The sequence below is a fragment of the Streptacidiphilus sp. EB129 genome (assembly GCF_041262645.1).
Lineage (GTDB): Bacteria > Actinomycetota > Actinomycetes > Streptomycetales > Streptomycetaceae > Streptacidiphilus.
The window spans coordinates 124,383-142,437 of the sequence record NZ_JBGCCS010000006.1 but is presented as its reverse complement, the minus strand read 5'-3'; the positions used below and the strand labels follow the sequence as shown (position 1 = coordinate 142,437).

The window sequence follows — 18,055 nt, the reverse complement described above, 5'->3', positions numbered from 1 at the left end:
GTGGTCGCCGTTGGGTCCCCGGAGTGGTGTCGGGCCGTGCAGGGCGCCGATTGAGGAGATGACAATGTTCGGATATCGGGTTCCCGCTCCGGATGAGGCGATGCTGATCTCCGGAGGCCAACGCGGCATGGGGGCCGCGCCGTTCCGCGTGGTGACCGGCCACGGCGCGTTCGTCCTGCCGGTCTTCCGCAAGACCCGATTTCTGACTCTGGCGATGTGCGAGGCGGAAGTCGCCGAAACCTGCGTCACTCACCAGGGCATCGCACTGACGGTGCGGGCGGTGATCGCGTTCAAGGTGGGCAACGACAAGGAAAGCATCGTCAACGCCGGACAGCGGTTCCTGTCCGACCAGGACCAGATGTCGGTGCTGACCGGCCGGATCTTCGCCGGGCACCTGCGCTCGATCATCGGGTCGATGACGGTCGAGGAGATCGTCACCGAGCGGCAGAAGCTCGCCACCGAGGTGCTGGACACCTCGAAGACCGAGATGGGCAAGATCGGCCTGATCGTGGACTCGCTGCAGATCCAGTCGATCGACGACGGCCAGACCGGCTACATCGCGGCCATGGCCGCCCCGCACCAGGCCGCGATCCAGCGGCAGGCCCAGATCGCCCAGGCGATGGCCACCCAGCAGTCCGTCGAGGCGCAGCAGGCGGCCGAGCGGAACCAGGCAGAGTACGCGCGGCAGACCGCGGTGGTACGGGCGCAGTACAACGCCGAGGTGGACCGGGCCCAGGCGCAGGCTGCTCAGGCCGGTCCGCTGGCGCAGGCCCACGCGCAGCGGGAGGTGCTGGCGGCGCAGACCGAGCTGGCCCAGCGGGCGGCCGAGCTGCGTCAGCAGCAGCTGGTGGCGGAGATCGTGCGGCCGGCGGAGGCGGAGGCCGAGCGGATCCGGGTGCTGGCGCTGGCCGACGCGGAGCGGATGAAGATCCAGGCAGAGGCCGCGGCCTCGAACGACCGGGTCGCCCTGGACCGGATGCTGATCGACCAGCTCCCGCTGATCGTCAAGGAGGCCGCCACCGGCCTCGCGGGTGCCAACGTCAACGTCCTCAACGGCGCGGACGGCCTCGGGGAGATCGCGGCGGGCCTGGTCGGCCAGGGCCTGACGATCCTGGACTCGGTCCGGCGGAACCTGGGCACCTCACAGGCCCGTACAGAAAGGAAAGGCGACCCCGTCAAACGGGTCATCGGCCCGGTCGAATAGCCGACCCCGCCGGCGCGCTCTCCAGCGGGGAACGCCAGCTCATCGTCCTCGGCCGGACCTACCTGTCCCCCGCCCCCGTCGTCATCCTCGACGAGGCGACCTCACACCTGGACCGGACTGCCGAGCGGCACGCGGTAGCCGACTTCCAGGCGCGCCACGGCCCACTCGTCGTCATCGCCCACCGCTCCTCGTCGGCCGCCCGTGCTCATCGCGTCCTCCAGCTCGACGGCAACCGCAGCACCCTCACGACGGCCGGCAGCCGCCGGAATCCGCCGGGGAGATGGAAGTCGTTACCACAGAGCAGCACCATTGATGTGCTTTTGTCAGAGAAGTAGCTGGTTCGAATGGCTCCAGGGTGATCCCATTCCCTGCGCGGGCAGGATCACCGACGCTTGCGGATGCGGTGCACCGCTGTTCGGCGGACAGCCACCGCATCGGGGCCTCTGGGGAGGGTGGGGACAGTGTCAGCACAGGGCAGTGCGGAAGCGCGCGCCGATCGGGGGACCGAGGTGGTCCAACTCCTGGCCGGCGTCATCGATGTGGGACTGGAACAGGCCGAGGGACTGCTGCGCCGGATGCGCGGCGTGCTCGGCCGTTCCGACCTGCACGAGGTGGCCGCGGACGCGCAGGAGGAGTTGCGGGCGCGCGGCGAACTGCTGGTGGGCCGTCTCGCCCCCGCCTGCGAGTCCCATCTGGAGGCCGTGGCCCGCCGCGCGGCAGCCTCCCGCCGCCCTTCGCCCGATGCCTGAGCCGCTGCAGGGCCCAGAGCTCAGGTCGCGGGTCGACGAGGTTCTGCGCACCTTCGTCCAGGAGGAGACCGCGCTGCTGGTCGCCATCGACCCCCAGCTGGAGCCGGTGGCCGAGCAGTTGCGCGTGGCTGTGGCGGAGGGCAAGCGGCTGCGGGCCGCGTTCGCCTACTGGGGCTGGCGGGCCTCGGGTCAGCCGGACAGCGAGGCCATGGTCCAGGCCGCGGCGGCGATGGAGTTGGTGCACGCGGCGGCCGTGGTCCACGACGACCTGATCGACGACAGCCCGATCCGCCGCGGCGCGCCCACCGCACACCTGGCCCTGCGTCACGCCGTCGTCGACGCGCCGGGATGCGAGGCGCAGGGCAGGTCGCTGGCAATGCTGGTGGGCGATCTGCTGATGTCCTGGGCGGGCCAGCTGTTCACCGCCTGTGGGCTGCCCGGCGCCTACCTGGCGCGGGCCCGCTCCCTGTGGGCCACGCTCGCGCGCGAGCTGATCGCCGGGGAGTGCCTGGAGATCCTGCGCACCCGGCGGGCGCCGAGCGCGGAGAGCTCACTTGAGATCATCCGCTACAAGACCGCGAAGTACACCGTCGAGCACCCGCTGCACCTGGGCGGTCTGCTCGGCGGAGCACCCACGGCGCTGCTCGACTCCTTCACCGCTTACGGTGTGCCGCTGGGCGAGGCGTTCCAGCTCCGCGACGACCTGCTCGGCGTCTTCGGCGACCCGCGGCGCACCGGAAAGTCCAACCTGGACGACCTGACCGGCGCCAAGCCCACCGCGCTGCTCGCCCTCGCCCTCGGCGGCGCGACAACCGCCGACCGGGCTCACCTGCGGTCCACGCTGGGCCGCGCCGACCTCAGCGCGGCGGAACTGGACGAACTGCGCGACATCATGGAGCGCTCCGGCGCCCGCGCGCGCGTCGAAGAGATGATCGCCGATCGGGTGACGGCCGCCCGAACCGCCCTTGCGCGGGCCGCCCTTCCACCCCAGGCGGCCGGCGCTCTGTCCGACCTGGTCGCCGCAGCGACCGCCCGCGCGTCCTGACACCGCAGACAGCGAACAGACACCGAACCAGGGGGCACCCAGATGACCGTGACACCCGAAGCGATGAACGCCCTGCGCCTGACGGGCGACCCGCTGGCCGACACCGTGGTGGACGAGCTGTTCGAACGCGGTGACATCGGCCGGTTCAACACCCTGATGCGCTGGTTCGCCCAGAGCGGCCAACCGCTGCCCGACGACGTCCCCGACGAGGCACGCGACTACCTGCACGCCACCGCCGCCCCGCCCGACTGGGTCGACTGGGACCAGATGGAGAAGGCCCGACTCTTCTTCATCCGCAACAACGTCCACATCTCCACCGCGCTGTCCTTCGCCTCCATGCCCGCCTGCTACGTCGTCCCGCATGTCGCCCGACTGCTCAGCGCCACCCACTCACTGGACTACCCTTCCAAGCGAATGGCCGAGACCGGTCAGTTCACCCTCTACCTGATGCGCCCCGACGCGTTCGAGGACCGCGGCAGGTTCATCCCGGCCGCGCAGAAGGTTCGCCTGCTGCACGCCGCCATCCGCCACCACCTGCGCCGCGAGAACCGCTGGGACGAAGCCGACCTCGGCGTGCCGATCTGCCAGGAGGACATGATCGGCGGTCAGATGATGTTCTCCATCCAGGTGCTGGACGCCCTGCACCGGATGGGCGTTCACATGTCCAACGAGGGCGCCGAGGCCTACTTCTACGCCTGGCGGGTGGTCGGCGCGATGCTCGGTGTGGACACCCGGGCCGCCCCCGCCGACCTGGCCGAGGCACGCGACTTCTCCGACCTCTACATGGCCCGCCACATGGGCCCCTGCGACGAGGGCGTCATCCTCACCCGCCAACTCATCGACCTGTACGAGCAGGTCGTGCCCGGTACCCTGCTCGACCCGGTGGTCCCCGCGCTGATCCGCTACCTGATCGGCGACACCTGCGCCGACTGGCTCCAGGTACCGCGCTCCCCGTGGGACAAGGCCATCACCCTCGCCCCCACCCTGCTGGGCATCCTCCAACGCGTCGAGGACTCCTCCCCGCTCGGAGCCTGGGCTCTGGACCGCCTCGGTGACCTGACCACCCGATTCGAACTCAGCTCGCTCACCCGCGGGCGGGTCATGCAGTACGCCATCCCCGAACATCTCCACGACGAACACGGCGTCACCTCCACCAAGCACCGCACCGACCCGTGGGCCCCGCCCCCGCTCTCCACCCAACTCCCCACCTGAGCCGGGGCGCGTCCGGCGCACCCCGCCCCGGGCGGCGCGCACTCCCGTCCGGCAGCTGCTCGATCACAGTGCCACCCCACCGGGGAAGACCTCGCGCAGCAGCGGTTCCGGCCCGCCCCTGCCCGTCCACTCCCTCGGATAGCCCAGCGAGACCTCCCGGTGGGGAACCCCGTCATGCCAGGTGACCCGCGGGATGTGCAGATGCCCGTAGACTACGGCGGCTGCCCGGTAGCGCACATGCCAGTCCGCGGTGCCCACGGTGCCGCACCACAGCGCGAACTCGGGGTAGTGCAGCACGGCCGTGGGTTCGCGGACCAGGGGGAAGTGGTTCACCAGCACAGTGGGCAGTTCAGGGTCGCACGCGTCGAGCCGCTTGCGCGTGTACGCGAGCCTGGAGTGGCACCAGGCCTCACGGCTCGGGTACGGGTCGGGGTGGAGCAGGTACTCGTCGGTGCAGACCACGCCGGCGTCGTGGGCCTTGCCCAGCCCCTCCTGCCCGTTTCGGGCGCCGGCCGGCAGGAAGCTGTAGTCGTAGAGGACGAACAGCGGCGCCACGGTCACCGGCCCGCCGGGGCCGGTCCACACCGGATAGGCGTCCTCCGGGGTCAGCACGCCGAGGGAGCGGCACCCTTCGACAAGGTGGAGGTAGCGGTCCAGGCCGCGCAGCGTCACCGGGTCGTCCCGGTGTGTCCACAGCTCGTGATTTCCCGGAACCCAGACCACGGTGTGGAAGCGGTCGGCCAGCAGCCCCAGCGCCCACTCGACATCGGCGGCCTTCTCGGCGATATCGCCCGCCACCAGCAGCCAGTCGCCCTGGTGCCGCGGATAGATCCCCTCCACGATCTGCCGGTTCTGCTCGTACGCCACATGCAGGTCGCTCACCGCGTACAGCCTGCCGCCGGACGGTCCTGCCACCGGTCCCATTCCTACTGCCTCCATCTGACACGGCCGTCCGGAGCGGCTCGCCCTTCTTGACCCATTCGCAGGTGGCGAGGTTGTTGATCAGAGCCGGGTTGCACGGGTGCCGGCAGCGCCACGCACTAATTCGGGAATTATCCATGATTTATGGGTATTTGCTGACATTCTCGGCTCGGGTACGTGGCGCCCGCTTCCGCCCAGTGGAGGAACTCCAGTTCCGGGGACCGGGCGTACCGCACAACCCGCAGGTCACACGCCCGGACGCCTGCCGCATCCCGTCGTCGAGCGGCTCGTTGCTCAGGCTACGCGGTCCGCTGGTCCGACCAGGGCGGCGTGAGGACCGAAGCCGGTCGGGCCCGCTCGCGAGACCACGGGTCTTCCAGTGTTCGCAGGGAGGCGGGGTCACAGCGGTACCGGTTGAGGCCTCGGACGAGACCTTCGCCGTAGACGCCCTTGACCCGGAAGTTCTCCAAGGTCTCGTCGCGAGCAGGGGTGGGGAAGTTCAAATATCGCCGTCACCGCCTGTGTCTGGCAGGCTCTCTGTCCGTTTGTGGGTGAGGATCACCGCCAGTGGCTGGTCAATACGACCGGTATTGTCTGCATTGGGGTCTCCTTGTACGGAATTCCCGTGCGCCCTCGCAGGGCGTCCCAAGGTGCGTGGTCGGCGGCGAGCCGCCGGGCGGTTTCCCTGGTCGTCGGTACGCGGCCCGAAGCGATCAAGCTCGCTCCGGTCGCGACGGCGCTGGGACAGTGCGACTGGGCGAGGTGCCACATCATCTCGACCGGTCAGCACGGCGCTCCCGTCGCCGAGGCGTTGAGGGATTTCGGGCTGGACGCCGACGTGCAGTTGCGCACGGCCTGTGACCTGCCGTGCGTCGGCACGCTGACGTCGTCCCTGTTGCGTGAGGTGGCAGGGGAGTTCAGACGCGCGCGCCCGGAACTGGTTGTCGTTCAGGGCGACACCAGTTCCGCCCTGGCCGGTGCCATGGCCGGGTTCTTCGCGGGGATCCCGGTGGTGCACGTGGAGGCGGGCCTGCGTTCAGGTGACCTGGCCGCACCTTTCCCCGAGGAGGGAAACCGCCGGCAGATCGCTCAGCTGGCGTCCCTGCATCTGGCACCCACCTGGACCGCGCGGGACAACCTGCTGGCGGAGGGGACTGCCGCCAGTCGCATCGTGGTCACCGGCAATACGGTCGTGGACGCGCTGCACTGCGCGCTGGGCCAGTCGGCGCCCTACAACGACCAGGTCCTGGAGGCAGCGGATCGCTCGGGCCGTGCCTTCGTCGTGGTCACCGCGCATCGACGGGAGAATTGGGGGGCACCGATCGGCCGTATCGCAGCAGCCACGGCGACGCTGGCGCGAACATATCCCCAGACCCTGTTCGTGGTCGCCGCGCACATGAACCCCGCAGTGCGCTCCACCCTTGAGCAGCCGCTTTATGGGCTTGCCAACGTCCACCTGACCGGGCCGGTGGGGTATATCGCCTTTGCGAGGCTGCTGGCACGCGCGTCAGTACTCATCACCGATTCAGGCGGCGTGCAGGAGGAGGCGGCGGCCCTGGGGGTGCCGGCCCTGGTCACCCGGGACACCACGGAGCGTACCGAGGGCCTGCTGGCCGGGCTGTCGCGGCTGGTGGGAACGCGCGAAGTGGATATCGTCACAGCAGCCGGCACGCTGCTGGGTGAACCCGCTGCGGCCGGCGGTGTCAACGGCGTGAATCCCTACGGCGACGGCCGCGCGGGGCACCGTGCGGCACAGGCCTGCGGCTGGCTCCTTGACGCCGCACCTCGGCCCCAGGACCTGATCGTGTCCCCGCTGCGCTGCTGAAGAACCGTCACTTCCGTGGGCACAGGCGAGCTGACCTGTGTCGAGGCCCTGCCCCTGCGGACCGGTGGTGGCGCCGGCGTCGTGGCCGGCCGAACACCTGCTGTTGCCGCGTCCGCTCCGGTTCGCAGGGGCTGGAGCGTCCAAGCGACCGTCATTCGAATGTCCGTGTCTACGTTGAGGAGTTGTCGCATGTACAGGCCTATGGTGGTGGGTGGTGCAGCCGGGATGTTGGCGGCCACCGGTGTCAATATCGGGATCGCCCTGGTGACGAGCCTCGTCGTGATCGGGGTGGGGGCGTTCCTGGTCCGCAGGGCCTCCTTCACACGTCGGTCTCGCCTGTGAGGACGGGCGCCCGCCCCGGGGCGGGGATGGAACGGCCCGCAGCGGTGGTCGTGCTCGCCGCCGCGGTGGCGATGCTGGTGTGGTCGGCCGACTTTCGCGCGATGGAGTCGGATGTCGCCGCGTTGATGTTCCGCCCGTTCAGCGCCACCAGCGCGGCCCCCTCGATGGCGATCGTCTACTTCGGTGGCGAGGGCACCGGAGCGTTCGGGCTGCAGATCACTCCCGAGTGCAGTGCCGCGCTGGTGATCGCGCCCCTGGCCATGGTCTGCGCGGCGGTCCTGTGGACGCGCCGGGTGCCGACTCGCCGGGTCCTCGAAGGCATCGCCCTGGCGGCGCTGATCATCGCGGTGAGCAACCTGCTGCGGGTGGGGCTGATCGCCGCCCTCATGTCGCAGCTGGGCCTGGCCACGGGCTACCAGCTCGGACATCTGGTCCTGGGATCCTTGATGAGCCTGCTGTTCATCGCGGCCGGCCTGGCCGTCGTGGGCTGGCGCATCAGTACCGGCCCGTCCAGGGACGGAGCGGCGAGTTGCTGAGCGACTACTGGCACTTCTCCGCGGGCCTGGCCCAGGCACTCGCCCTGCTGATGAGCACCACATTCCTGGCCTACGTCGTGATCATCCTTCGCCCGTACCTGCGCCACAGACCCCAACCCGCAGGACAGGCCAAGGACTTCGTATGGCACCTGTTCGTGCCGTGCCGTGACGAGGCGGCGGTGATCGAAGCCACCCTGGACAACGTCCTGGGCAGCTTCGACGACGTCCACGTATGGGTGGTCGACGACGCCTCCACCGACGCCACCGCCCACCTGGTACGCGCCCGCATGCGCCAGTGCGAGCGCCTGCACCTGGTCAGCCGCACCCTCCCCGATGCCCGCCAGGGCAAGGGGCCCGCCCTGAACGCCGCCTACGCGGCCCTCGACCAGGCGCTGGACCCCGGCACCGACCGCTCACGGGTCATCGTGGGCGTCATCGACGCCGACGGGCAGCTGAGCGCCAACGCCCTGGACGTGTGCGCGGCCCCCCATCTGTTCGGCACCCCCGACATCGGATCCGTCCAGGTGGCCGTACGCATGATCAACCGCGACGAGGCCCGTCCACGCCCGGGCGGGCGGATCGCCAACTGGTGGGGCCGCCTCCTGGTGCGCATGCAGGACCTGGAATTCCGCTGCGCGATCTCCGCCCTGCAGATGACCCGCAGCCACACCCGCACCGTGGGCCTGGGAGGCAACGGGCAGTTCAGCCGCCTGTCCGCCCTGGACGACATCCGCCGCGCCCACGGCACGCCATGGCACGGCGCCCTGCTGGAGGACTACGAGCTCGGCGTCCACATGATGCTGGCCGGACACCGCAACGCCTACACCGTCGACGCCCTGGTGGACCAGGAAGGTCTGCCGGACCTGCGCCGCCTGCTGACCCAACGCACCCGCTGGGGCCAGGGCACCATGCAGTGCGCCAGCTACATCCCCCAGCTGTGGAGATCCCCCAACATCCCCACCATCGGCGTCCTGGAGGCCACCTACTACCTCCTGCAACCGTGGATGCAGATCATCGGAACCATCGTGTACCCGGTACCGATGATCATCATGGTCTGGAACGCAGCCACCGACACCTCCACGATGAGCGCCTGGTTCCTGAGCGGCGGATGGATGCTCCTTGCCCTGCTCATGGCGATGGGATTCGGCCCCTTCCTGCTGTGGGGACCCATCTACGTCCGCCGGTGCGAACCCACCGTCGGCCTGCTGCGCGGCGTTGGCCTCGGTCTGGCCTACACCGTGTTCATCAGCACGTTCTGCCTGACCTCCTGGCGAGCGCTGATTCGCATCCTGCAAGGACACACCGGCTGGTCCAAGACCCGCCGCAACGCAGAAATCGCACCCTCCGGCCCCGCGGCCGCACAGGCGTGACCTCCCCCACCTACAACGTAAGGAAGCACACGTGAACCGCAAGCGGACCTTCACCAGCGCCGCAGCAGTAGCAAGTCTGGCCGCCCTTGGCCTGCTGGTCGGCGCAGCCGACGCCAACGCCAGCCGACGCTCCGTGCTGCCCCCCGACGCCAACGCCTACGTCCTGCAAGCCGACGCGCTGGGCAACCTGGCCGCCGTAGCCCCCACCCCGCTGTCCGCCTGCCCGCCCGGCGTCGGATCCACCCAGACACTGCTGGGCCTGAACGCCGGCCCCTTCGCCACCGCATCCCTGCTCACCGCGCAGACCGGCTGCAGCATCGCCGCCGGAACCTCCAACTCCTCCGCGACGGTCGCCGACGTGACCGCCGACCTCGCCCAGGTCCTGGCCGGCACCTCCCTGCACGTGACCGGCGTCAACTCCACCTGCACCGCCCCGGCCCTGCCCGGCCAGCCCAGCGGCACCGGCACCATCGCGAGCGGCACCGTCAGCCTGCTGGGCCTGCCTGCCATCACCCTGCAAGCGAACGCCTCCCCCAACACCATCGTCACCATCGCCAACGTCGGCACCCTGGTCCTGAACGAACAGACCCGCACCGGCAACACGCTCAGCGTCAACGCCGTCCATCTCACCGTCCTTGGAACCGGCGCCAACGTCATCATCGGCCACGCCGACTGCGAAGGCGCGCCGCCCACCCCGCCGGTCCCGATGATGACCACCCCCACCGCGGTCGGCGGCGGTGCGGCCGCCGCCGCAGCAACCGCAGGTGTCGCCCTCCTGCGCCGCCGCCGAACCACCCTGAGCTGACCCACAGCCCAATGCCGGGGAGCTTGGCTGCCGCCGGGCCCTGGACTCGGTCCAGGGCCCCGCGCACGCCCCGCGCGGCGGTCCCCCGAGTTGCAGGAGCCGGGGTTACGCCTGGTAGATCCTCCAGTCGGCGACGTTGTCACCGCGGTTGAAGTAGGCGTTGGTACAGACGTCGTACAGGTCGCCGTTCGTGGAGTTCTGACTGGTCTCCAGGAAGCCGCCGTTGTCGTCGTAGGTGTTCCACAGGTGGACTACGTCCCCTACCCGGACGTTCTGGTCCGTGGGTGCGGAGGTCTGGGCGAAGATCCGCCATCGGCCGCTGCCCGGGGCACGGTCCATGGAGTCGGCGGTGGCCACGCCGTACTTGCCGCCGCCGCCCTGCTGCGGGCTGGTGGCGTGGTTGCTGGTGTCGAGGTAACCACCGTCGCCGGCGTAGAGGTTGCGCAGGTGGACCAGGTCCCCGCTCAGGACGGGCCGGCCTGGCGCCTGGCCCGAGGCCGACAGGATCTCCCACGTGCCCGAGCCCGGGGCACGGGTGGGGCTGTCCGCCGTGGCCACGTAGTGCTTCAGACCCGCCAGGGCGTGGTTGTTGAGGGTGTCGAGGTATCCGCCCTGCCCGCCCTTGTACCCGTTCTTCAGGTGAATCCGATCACCGTACCTGAGCCCGTTCACCATCCCATTTCCCCTTACTGTTTGACGTCTGGTACTCTCGCCACCCCTGCTCAGGCTTCGGACAATCCGCTCCCCTTGATTCCCCACCCGCCCCACCTGTGGGACAGCCGGCTGACGACAAGCGCGCAAGGCCAGGACCGCCGACCGGCCTGGGTGGGTGCCGTCCAGAGTTCTCGAACCTCGGCGGTCAGCCACCGGCGGAGCCCCCGCTTACTCCCCCTCAGGTGAAGGGACCTCATTTCCCTCGCAGGCGGGTCAGGGTCGCGGCACCGGGTCCGAGTTTCACGTCGATCTGCGTCGCGCCGCTTGCTCCCGTGTAGGTGCCGTGGGCCGGGTCGAAGACCTCGATGGAGGCGACGGTGCCCGGCTGCACGCTAACGGTCGCTTCGGCGGCGGAACTGTGCGATCGGTTGGTGATCAGCAGGAAACGGTCCCGGTCCACAGGACCGCGGAAGGTGGCCAGGATCACCGCTTGGCCCGAGACGCCGCGCACGTGGGAGTCGGGCGAGAAACCGACGGCGCCCCTCGGCAACGCGGTCTCGTTCGCATGGACGACGGACTCGCTCAGCAGAGGCTTGAGCTCGCGGCCGACCGGGCGCAGCCAGGTGGTGTTGATGGCGCGGGCGGCGTCGTAGCTCGGGGAGCGCTGGCCGTCGACAGTGATCAGTGCCGTTGCGTAGGAGCCGCGTGCGGGGTCCGGGGTCCAGTAGGTGAAGTACTGGATGCCTTTGGCGCCGTAAGCCAGGCTGACGTTGATCTGCCAGAGCATTTCCTCGAATGTCATGGTGGGGTGACCGCTGCGTCCGATGGCCTGGATATAGGTCCAGGCGGGGATGCCCGCGTCGAGCGCTGCCCGGCGCACCAGGGACCAGTTGTTGAAGTAGCCGGGGTCCTCGCTCGGCGAGGCCAGGGGGTAGCGGTCGAAAGAGATGAGTGACGGCTGCACCGTTTTCACGAAGTCGTTGTAGTACGCCGGGTCCTCGCTCGGGGAGAGGTTCACATAGGGGAGCAGGTCCGGCGCGGCGTGACGAGCGATCTGGAGGGCGCGCGCCAGTGAGGGGAACCACGAGCGGGCCGGCTCGTCGTAGTGGCTGAAGCCGGCGAGCGAGGAGTACTGACGATAGGTGTCCCGTGCCTGGATGTAGAGCTCCGACGCCTCTGCCGGGGTGATCGACAGGTCCACTCTGGGGTCGTCGGAGATGGAGAACAGCCGCGACATCTCAGCCACTCGGACGTCGTCGGCGACGAGCATTTTCACCCCGGTCTGCTCCGCCAGGCCGAGCTGGTACGTGAGGATGTAGCTGTCCTCGGCGTAGTTCCCGGAAATCAGGAAGGTGAAGCCGGCGTCGGCGATCTCCGTGTAGCGCGCGAGGGTGCTTGCGATCGGGTGCGGTGGCCAGAACGCCCCGATCGGAAACTCCGGCCCGCCGATGAGGGGAAGGTCCGGAAGCGGCGGGATTGCTGCAGCCGCCATCGACCGGTCCTGCGCGGTGGCCATGGTCTTCAACGCAGACGCGCTGTCTGCAGCATGGGCGGGAAGGGTCAGCCCAGGGCTGACGGTCGCCGCGGCGAATCCGATCAGGACATTCCTACGTGAGAGCACTCCCACTGTGTGGTGTCACAACCTTCCGACGGTCGAGCCGTGTCAGCGACGGGCGCGTGCTCCACGCTGATCGGCTCTTGCCAGTGCCACTCCGAACGGGGCGGCTCCGTCACCATCGCCGGTCGCGACCGATCTCCCCAGTAGGCTCGCCGCAAACAGTTTGTGGGCGTCGGGTGAAACTGATCCCGAATCAATTCCGGTACAGGGATGACGGAAGGTCACGGCCGTGGGCTTCCCGGCACGCGGGTCGATGCCCGCGGGCAGAGCCGGAACCCGGCTGGCCGAGGCACTCGACCCGTCAGAGGCGCCTTCTCAGTCACTCGGTCGCGCCACCTTCGGGGTTCTCACCGACCCCGGGAGTGGTGGACCCGCCGCCGAACAGCCCGGCGCGCCCTGGTGCGGGCCGCCGCCGGGCGCCAGCCGCAGGAAGGGCCAGTCTCGTGACGCCCCGTCACCTGTGCACCAGCGCCAGGCGAGCCCCACACTCGCGCGCCGGCCGCACGCCGGGCCCGCTCCGTTGCAGCACCGGCATGGTCTCCGGCGGCGCTCCCGGCCGGACCCGAACCCCCGATGGCCGCGCTGCTCGGCCCCAGTTGAATCCGTAACCATGTGGGGAATCAAGAGCACCAGCGGGCCTTCAGGAGGAAGGTGAATCGATTCTTCGCGCCGAAAAGACTCCCATGCCCCCGGCATACGCCGAACCGGGACGGAAGGCGGACATACTGGTCGCCATGACCGCACAACGCGCCCGCCGGCAGGAGGCCCCGGCAAGAGTCACCATCACTACCCCGCCCCACCCCCACCTCGGCCACCCCGTGCGCCACCGCACCGACGGACGCACCGGCACCATCACCGGGCAACTGGTGGAACACCTCAGCCTCAGCGACACCCTCTGGCGCCGCCGGGTGTTCATTCGCCCCCTCGGCGGAGGCATCGAATTCGAAGCCGACCCCACCGACCTCGAACCACTGTGACCGTGCCACCCCAACGACCAACGGGCATACCGGCTTTGACAACTGACAGCGGATCGTCGCAGACCGTCATCACCGGCACGAACGACGTCAGCGGAACGCCGAGATCGCCGGCCGTACGGAGGACTGCCTCACGATGCCGGAACGCGCACCCTGCCGAGAGCCGCGGCGTCGGCCTTCCTCGTCACGGCCAGAGCGGCGACCTTCGACGGCTACGAGCGGGGCAGCCGCAGTTCCTGCCAGATCCCGGCCAGCGCCTCGACGAAGCCCCGCACGTCGTCGCCGCCGTGCACAGCACCGGGCGCGACGCGGAGGATTTCCTCGCCGACCCGCACACTGGGCGCGTTGATCGCCTGGACGTAGATGCCGTGACGCTCCAGCAGGAGGTCGGAGGCCGTCTTGCACAAGCTGTCCTCGCCCACCAGCACCGATACGATATGAGAACTGTCCGACAGGACAGGTACCCGGCGCTCCTTGAGCAATCGGTGCATCAGCCGCGCGTTGCGGCGCAGCGTCTCGCGCTCCTGGTCGGAGGTGCGGAGGTACCGGACCGCGGCAAGTCCGCCCGCCACGACGGCCGGTGGCAGGGCCGTGGTGAAGATGAAGGGCCGGGAGGAGTTCCGCACCGCGGCGATCAGCGCGGCCGGGCCGGCGATGTAGCCGCCGGTGGTCCCGAACCCCTTGGCCAGCGTCCCCATGATGACGGTGAACTCCTGCGCCAGCCCCTCGGCTGCGGCGACACCGGCCCCCTGCGGTCCGTACATCCCGACCGCGTGCACCTCGTCGAGGAAGGTCATCGCGCCGTACCGCTTGGCGATGCCGGCGATCTCCGCGAGCGGTGCGACGTCACCCGCCATCGAGTGGACGGACTCCAGGACGATCATCTTCGGACGGTCGGGGTCCGCCGCGGAGACGAGCTCGGCCAGATGCGCGGAGTCGTTGTGCCGGAAGATGCGCTTCTCGACGCCGCTGTGGCGGAGCCCGTCGATGATGGAGGCGTGGTTCAACTCGTCGGAGAAGACGAGGCAGTTCTCCATACGTCCGGCGAGGACCGACAGGGCCCCGTCGTTCGCGGTGTAGCCGGAGGTGAAGAGCAGCGCCTCCTCCTTACCGTGCAGGTCGGCGAGTTCCTTCTCCAGCAGGACGTGGAGGTGGTTCGTCCCTCCGATGTTGCGGGAGCCGCCGGACCCGGCTCCGAACTCGTCCACGGCGGCTTTCGTCGCCGCCAGCACCTGCGGATGCTGACCCATCCCGAGGTAGTCGTTGCTGCACCACACGCTGATCTCGGCACGGACACCGTCGCGTTCGTACCGCGCCGCCGGGAAACGACCGGCGCGGCGCCCGATCTCAAGGAACTCGCGCCCCTGCCCGGCAGGATCGAACCGCATCGCCTGCTTTGAAAAGCATTCCAGATAATGGGCCATTGCAATGGACTCGCTCTCTGGTCACCATGACCGGGCAGGAATCGCATCCGTATGTGACGCCCGATGGACGGAGTCATCGTCCCAGGGCGGCATATCATTTCGATAGCGCCACCCGCGACAGGCCCTGAGTCCGCCTCAGATCCACCGGGAAAGGCGGACCGAAATCACATCAAAGAAATGCTATGCTCCTCAAAAATCCAGCCCAGGCGCTCCCGACCGGAGTTCTCCATGTCAGCGAACGACAGCTATGTCAGCCAGGTCCTGAAGGTGATTTCCGCCGATCCTGAGAAGGTCGTCCTTTCCTGGCGGGACCAGACGTTCACGGCAGCGGAGTTCGCCGGCACGGTCAGGGCCTCCGCACAGGTCCTGTACCGGCACGGGAGCGACGGATCGGCGAAGGCGAACGGAACCGGAACCGTCGTCGGCATTCTCACCGCCACCAACTCCCCGGCCACCCTGCTCCTGCGCTACGCGGCCAACCTGACCGGCGCGACCGTGGTCCACCTGCACACCGCCAACGCGGTCGACCCCGGCGACCGGCTGGCCGCGGACGCGGCGCTGGCGATCCTGCGGGAGAACGACGCGACCTTCCTGGCCGTCGACGCTGAACACCTCGACCTCGCCCGCTCGCTCCGCAGCCGCCTGCCGACCCCGCCGACCCTCGTCGCCCTCGGCGACCTCGGCCCTGACGTCCTGGACCTGACCGCGGCCGACGGGGACGCGCTCGACCGCACCGACGCCCGGGTCGACCCCGATCGCGCCGCGGTGGTCTCCTACACCAGCGGTACGACCGGCAGGCCGAAGGGGGTAGCCGTCGACTTCCGCACCCGCAACCGGTTCATCGCGGCCGGACTGCAGATGGCCTGGCGCGCGGTCTACCTGGCCACCCTGCCGATGAGCCATTCGAGCGGCTCGACGACCGACGACTCGCTCGCTTCCGGCGGCGCGGTGGTCCTGCACGACGGCTTCGATCCGGGTGAAGTCCTGCGAGCCGTGGAGCGGCACCGGATCACCCGGTTGCTGGTCTCGCCCCCGCAGCTCTATCTGCTGATGGACCACCCGGACCTGGCCGCCACCGACCTGTCGAGCCTACGGATGCTCTGCTACACGGGGTCTCCCGCGTCACCGGCGCGGCTGGCCGACGCGGTCGAGGTCTTCGGCGACGTGCTCTTCCAGGTCTACGGCACCAGCGAGGCCGGCGCCGTCAGCATGCTCTCCCCGGCCGAGCACCTCGACCCCGACCTGAGGGCCACGGTCGGCCGGCCGCTGGCGGGAGAGGTCCGCATCCGCGATCCGCACGACCACCGGGACCTGCCGGTCGGCGAGGTCGGCGAGATCTGCGTCCGGTCGCCGTTCGCGATGTGCGCCTACGTGGCCGACCCCGACCTCACCGCCCGTACCGTCAGGGACGGATGGGTGCACACCGGCGACCTCGGGCGCGTCGACGCCCGCGGCTACATCCGCATCAGTGGCCGGATGGCGGATGTCATGAAGGTCAAAGGCATCAAGGTCCATCCGACGACGGTCGAGAACGTCCTGATGGCGCACCCGGACGTGGTCCAGTCCGCCGTGTTCGGTGTTCCGGACGCGGACCGGGTCGAGCACATGCACGCCGTCGTGGTGCTGCGGGACGGCGCGACCGCCACAGCCGCCGAGCTCCGCGGCCACGTCGCCGCCGCGCTCAGCCCCAGCCACGCCCCGGCCGAGGTCGCCATCGACGCGGAACTGCCCCTCACCGGCACCGGGAAACCCGACCGGGCGCGGCTGGTCGCGCGCGCGGCCGGCTGACCCGGATGACCCTCTCCGCAGCCGCCGTCCTGGCCGAGTCCGCCCTGCGCCGACCCCACCATCCAGCGGTCGTGTTCGGCAACGAGCGGGTGACCTACCACGACCTGTGGGCCGCCGCGCGGAGGTGTGCGGCGGTGCTGCGCGACCAGGCGATCGAACCCGGCGACACGGTCGCCCTGCTCCTGCCCAACACGCCCTTCTTCCCGATCGCGTACTTCGCCGTGCTGGCGCTCGGCGCAGTGGTGGTGCCCGTGCACGCGCTGCTCCGCGCCGACGAGATCGCCTACGTCCTGCGCGACTCCGGCGCGAAGGCGCTGATCTGCTCCGCTCCGTTGATCGAGGAGGGCGGCAAGGGCGCCGCTGCCGCCGGAACACCCCTGATCACCCGGAGGGGGGAGGACGGTGGCGGCGCACCGGGCCTCGACACGCTCGCCGAACGCGCCACGCCGATCGACCGCTACCTCCCGCGCGACCCCGGCGACATCGCTGTGGTCCTCTACACCTCGGGCACCACCGGCCGCCCCAAGGGCGCGATGATCACCCATCTCAATATCGTCATGAACGTCGACACCACCATGCTCTCCCCCTTCGACGTCCGGCCCGACGACGTCCTTCTCGGCTGCCTGCCGCTGTTCCACACCTTCGGCCAGATCTGCGGCATGGGCACCTGCTTCCGGGCCGGGGCGACCCTGGCGCTGATGCCGAGGTTCGACGGCGCGGCGGCACTGGACCTGATGGTGCGCGAGGACTGCACGCTGTTGATGGGCGTCCCGACCATGTACATCGCGCTGATCGCAGCCGCCGGCGCCGACCCGCGGCGGCCGAGGCTCGACCGGGCGTTCTCCGGCGGCTCCGCGCTTCCGGTGGCGGTGCTGGAGGAGTTCGAGCGGATCTTCGGCTGCCCGGTCTACGAGGGATACGGTCTGACCGAGACCTCACCGGTGGTGACGTACAACCAGAAGACGTGGCCGCGCAGGCCCGGCACCGTGGGCAAACCGATCTGGGGCGTCGAGGTCGAGATCGCCCGGGCCGCGGTCGAGGACCGGGTCGAACTGCTGCCCGCCGGAGAGCTGGGCGAGATCGTCATCCGGGGACACAACGTCATGGCCGGATACCTGAACCGGCCCGAGGCGACCTCCGCGGCGATCGTCGACGGCTGGTTCCGCTCGGGCGACCTCGGCGTCAAGGACGCCGAGGGCTACCTGTCCGTCGTCGACCGCAAGAAGGACATGGTGCTGCGCGGCGGGTACAACGTGTACCCGCGCGAGGTGGAGGAGGTGCTGGCGCGCCACCCGGCGATCGCCCAAGTGGCCGTGATCGGCCTCCCGCACGAGGTGCACGGTGAGGAGGTCTGCGCGGTCGTCAGGGTGCGGCCGGGCGGGGAACCGGGCAGCGGACCGGGCACGGCCCTCGCCGCGGAGATCGTCGCCTGGAGCAGGGAGAGAATGGCCGCGTACAAATACCCGCGCCGGGTGGAGTTCGTCGACACCTTCCCGCTTGGCCCCAGCGGAAAGGTCCTCAAGCGGGAACTGGTCCGTCGGCTCAGCCCCTGACACGGCATCAGGCGAGAACAGAGCGACGGGAACCC

General features: G+C 69.8%; 15 protein-coding genes. 11 read left to right on the top strand and 4 right to left on the bottom strand.

The features are described from left to right. The first annotated feature begins 64 nt into the window (after positions 1–64). The 4 genes from ABH925_RS10005 to ABH925_RS09990 all read left to right on the top strand — a co-directional run bounded on the left by ABH925_RS10005 (position 65) and on the right by ABH925_RS09990 (position 4,210). Positions 65–1,204, top strand: a complete 1,140-nt coding sequence (locus ABH925_RS10005; RefSeq protein ID WP_370146958.1) for an SPFH domain-containing protein — start codon at positions 65–67, stop codon at positions 1,202–1,204. A 461-nt stretch (positions 1,205–1,665) separates the two neighbouring features. Further along, positions 1,666–1,953, top strand: a complete 288-nt coding sequence (locus ABH925_RS10000; protein WP_370146957.1) for a hypothetical protein — start codon at positions 1,666–1,668, stop codon at positions 1,951–1,953. Beyond that, positions 1,946–2,998: a polyprenyl synthetase family protein gene (locus tag ABH925_RS09995; RefSeq protein WP_370146956.1), complete on the top strand. Its 1,053-nt coding sequence runs from the start codon at positions 1,946–1,948 to the stop codon at positions 2,996–2,998. The genes ABH925_RS10000 and ABH925_RS09995 overlap by 8 nt, the downstream gene beginning before the upstream one ends. Before the next feature lie 42 nt (positions 2,999–3,040). Continuing rightward, positions 3,041–4,210, top strand: coding sequence for an oxygenase MpaB family protein (locus ABH925_RS09990; RefSeq protein WP_370146955.1), 1,170 nt, complete (start codon positions 3,041–3,043; stop codon positions 4,208–4,210). A 63-nt stretch (positions 4,211–4,273) separates the two neighbouring features. Here the strand turns inward: ABH925_RS09990 and ABH925_RS09985 are convergent, their stop codons facing one another. Next, the gene (locus ABH925_RS09985) at positions 4,274–5,134 is read right to left on the bottom strand and encodes a metallophosphoesterase (protein WP_370146954.1); all 861 of its coding nucleotides are present in this window, start codon (positions 5,132–5,134) and stop codon (positions 4,274–4,276) included. Positions 5,135–5,678: 544 nt separating this feature from the next. Between ABH925_RS09985 and wecB the strand changes: the two genes are divergently transcribed. The 4 genes from wecB to ABH925_RS09965 all read left to right on the top strand — a co-directional run bounded on the left by wecB (position 5,679) and on the right by ABH925_RS09965 (position 10,009). After that, positions 5,679–6,956, top strand: coding sequence for a non-hydrolyzing UDP-N-acetylglucosamine 2-epimerase (gene wecB / locus ABH925_RS09980; RefSeq protein ID WP_370146953.1), 1,278 nt, complete (start codon positions 5,679–5,681; stop codon positions 6,954–6,956). 368 nt (positions 6,957–7,324) lie between these two features. After that, complete coding sequence (locus ABH925_RS09975; RefSeq protein WP_370146950.1) at positions 7,325–7,834, top strand: hypothetical protein; 510 nt, start codon at positions 7,325–7,327, stop codon at positions 7,832–7,834. After that, entirely contained in the window at positions 7,828–9,204 is a 1,377-nt protein-coding gene (locus ABH925_RS09970; RefSeq protein ID WP_370146949.1) for a glycosyltransferase family 2 protein, read from the top strand. The genes ABH925_RS09975 and ABH925_RS09970 overlap by 7 nt, the downstream gene beginning before the upstream one ends. A gap of 31 nt (positions 9,205–9,235) precedes the next feature. Beyond that, positions 9,236–10,009 carry a choice-of-anchor P family protein gene (locus ABH925_RS09965; protein WP_370146948.1) on the top strand — a complete coding sequence of 258 codons (774 nt, stop codon included), beginning with the start codon at positions 9,236–9,238 and terminating at the stop codon, positions 10,007–10,009. A gap of 105 nt (positions 10,010–10,114) precedes the next feature. Here ABH925_RS09965 and ABH925_RS09960 read toward each other — a convergent pair whose 3' ends face one another. Continuing rightward, positions 10,115–10,684 (bottom strand): hypothetical protein, encoded by a 570-nt coding sequence (locus ABH925_RS09960; protein WP_370146947.1) that lies wholly within the window; start codon positions 10,682–10,684, stop codon positions 10,115–10,117. A gap of 232 nt (positions 10,685–10,916) precedes the next feature. Next, positions 10,917–12,179 (bottom strand): hypothetical protein, encoded by a 1,263-nt coding sequence (locus tag ABH925_RS09955; RefSeq protein WP_370146946.1) that lies wholly within the window; start codon positions 12,177–12,179, stop codon positions 10,917–10,919. A gap of 836 nt (positions 12,180–13,015) precedes the next feature. Here ABH925_RS09955 and ABH925_RS09950 point away from each other — a divergent pair. Continuing rightward, complete coding sequence (locus tag ABH925_RS09950; protein WP_370146945.1) at positions 13,016–13,258, top strand: hypothetical protein; 243 nt, start codon at positions 13,016–13,018, stop codon at positions 13,256–13,258. Positions 13,259–13,467: 209 nt separating this feature from the next. Here ABH925_RS09950 and hemA read toward each other — a convergent pair whose 3' ends face one another. Then, a complete protein-coding gene (gene hemA, locus ABH925_RS09945; RefSeq protein WP_370146944.1) occupies positions 13,468–14,679 on the bottom strand; it encodes a 5-aminolevulinate synthase in 1,212 nt (403 codons plus the stop codon). A gap of 228 nt (positions 14,680–14,907) precedes the next feature. Between hemA and ABH925_RS09940 the strand changes: the two genes are divergently transcribed. Both ABH925_RS09940 and ABH925_RS09935 read left to right on the top strand, forming a co-directional pair. Continuing rightward, a complete protein-coding gene (locus ABH925_RS09940; protein WP_370146943.1) occupies positions 14,908–16,467 on the top strand; it encodes an AMP-binding protein in 1,560 nt (519 codons plus the stop codon). A gap of 5 nt (positions 16,468–16,472) precedes the next feature. After that, positions 16,473–18,020 (top strand): long-chain fatty acid--CoA ligase, encoded by a 1,548-nt coding sequence (locus tag ABH925_RS09935; RefSeq protein ID WP_370146942.1) that lies wholly within the window; start codon positions 16,473–16,475, stop codon positions 18,018–18,020. Positions 18,021–18,055 lie beyond the last annotated feature (35 nt).

What these genes read in the sequence shown, in the direction of transcription:
- ABH925_RS10005 (WP_370146958.1), top strand. Translation starts at nt 65, where the DNA reads ATGTTCGGATATCGGGTTCCCGCTCCGGATGAGGCGATGCTGATCTCC.
- ABH925_RS09995 (WP_370146956.1), top strand. Translation starts at nt 1,946, where the DNA reads ATGCCTGAGCCGCTGCAGGGCCCAGAGCTCAGGTCGCGGGTCGACGAG.
- ABH925_RS09990 (WP_370146955.1), top strand. Translation starts at nt 3,041, where the DNA reads ATGACCGTGACACCCGAAGCGATGAACGCCCTGCGCCTGACGGGCGAC.
- ABH925_RS09985 (WP_370146954.1), bottom strand. Translation starts at nt 5,134, where the DNA reads ATGGGACCGGTGGCAGGACCGTCCGGCGGCAGGCTGTACGCGGTGAGC.
- ABH925_RS09975 (WP_370146950.1), top strand. Translation starts at nt 7,325, where the DNA reads ATGGAACGGCCCGCAGCGGTGGTCGTGCTCGCCGCCGCGGTGGCGATG.
- ABH925_RS09960 (WP_370146947.1), bottom strand. Translation starts at nt 10,684, where the DNA reads ATGGTGAACGGGCTCAGGTACGGTGATCGGATTCACCTGAAGAACGGG.
- ABH925_RS09955 (WP_370146946.1), bottom strand. Translation starts at nt 12,179, where the DNA reads ATGGCCACCGCGCAGGACCGGTCGATGGCGGCTGCAGCAATCCCGCCG.
- ABH925_RS09950 (WP_370146945.1), top strand. Translation starts at nt 13,016, where the DNA reads ATGACCGCACAACGCGCCCGCCGGCAGGAGGCCCCGGCAAGAGTCACC.
- hemA (WP_370146944.1), bottom strand. Translation starts at nt 14,679, where the DNA reads ATGGCCCATTATCTGGAATGCTTTTCAAAGCAGGCGATGCGGTTCGAT.
- ABH925_RS09940 (WP_370146943.1), top strand. Translation starts at nt 14,908, where the DNA reads ATGTCAGCGAACGACAGCTATGTCAGCCAGGTCCTGAAGGTGATTTCC.
- ABH925_RS09935 (WP_370146942.1), top strand. Translation starts at nt 16,473, where the DNA reads ATGACCCTCTCCGCAGCCGCCGTCCTGGCCGAGTCCGCCCTGCGCCGA.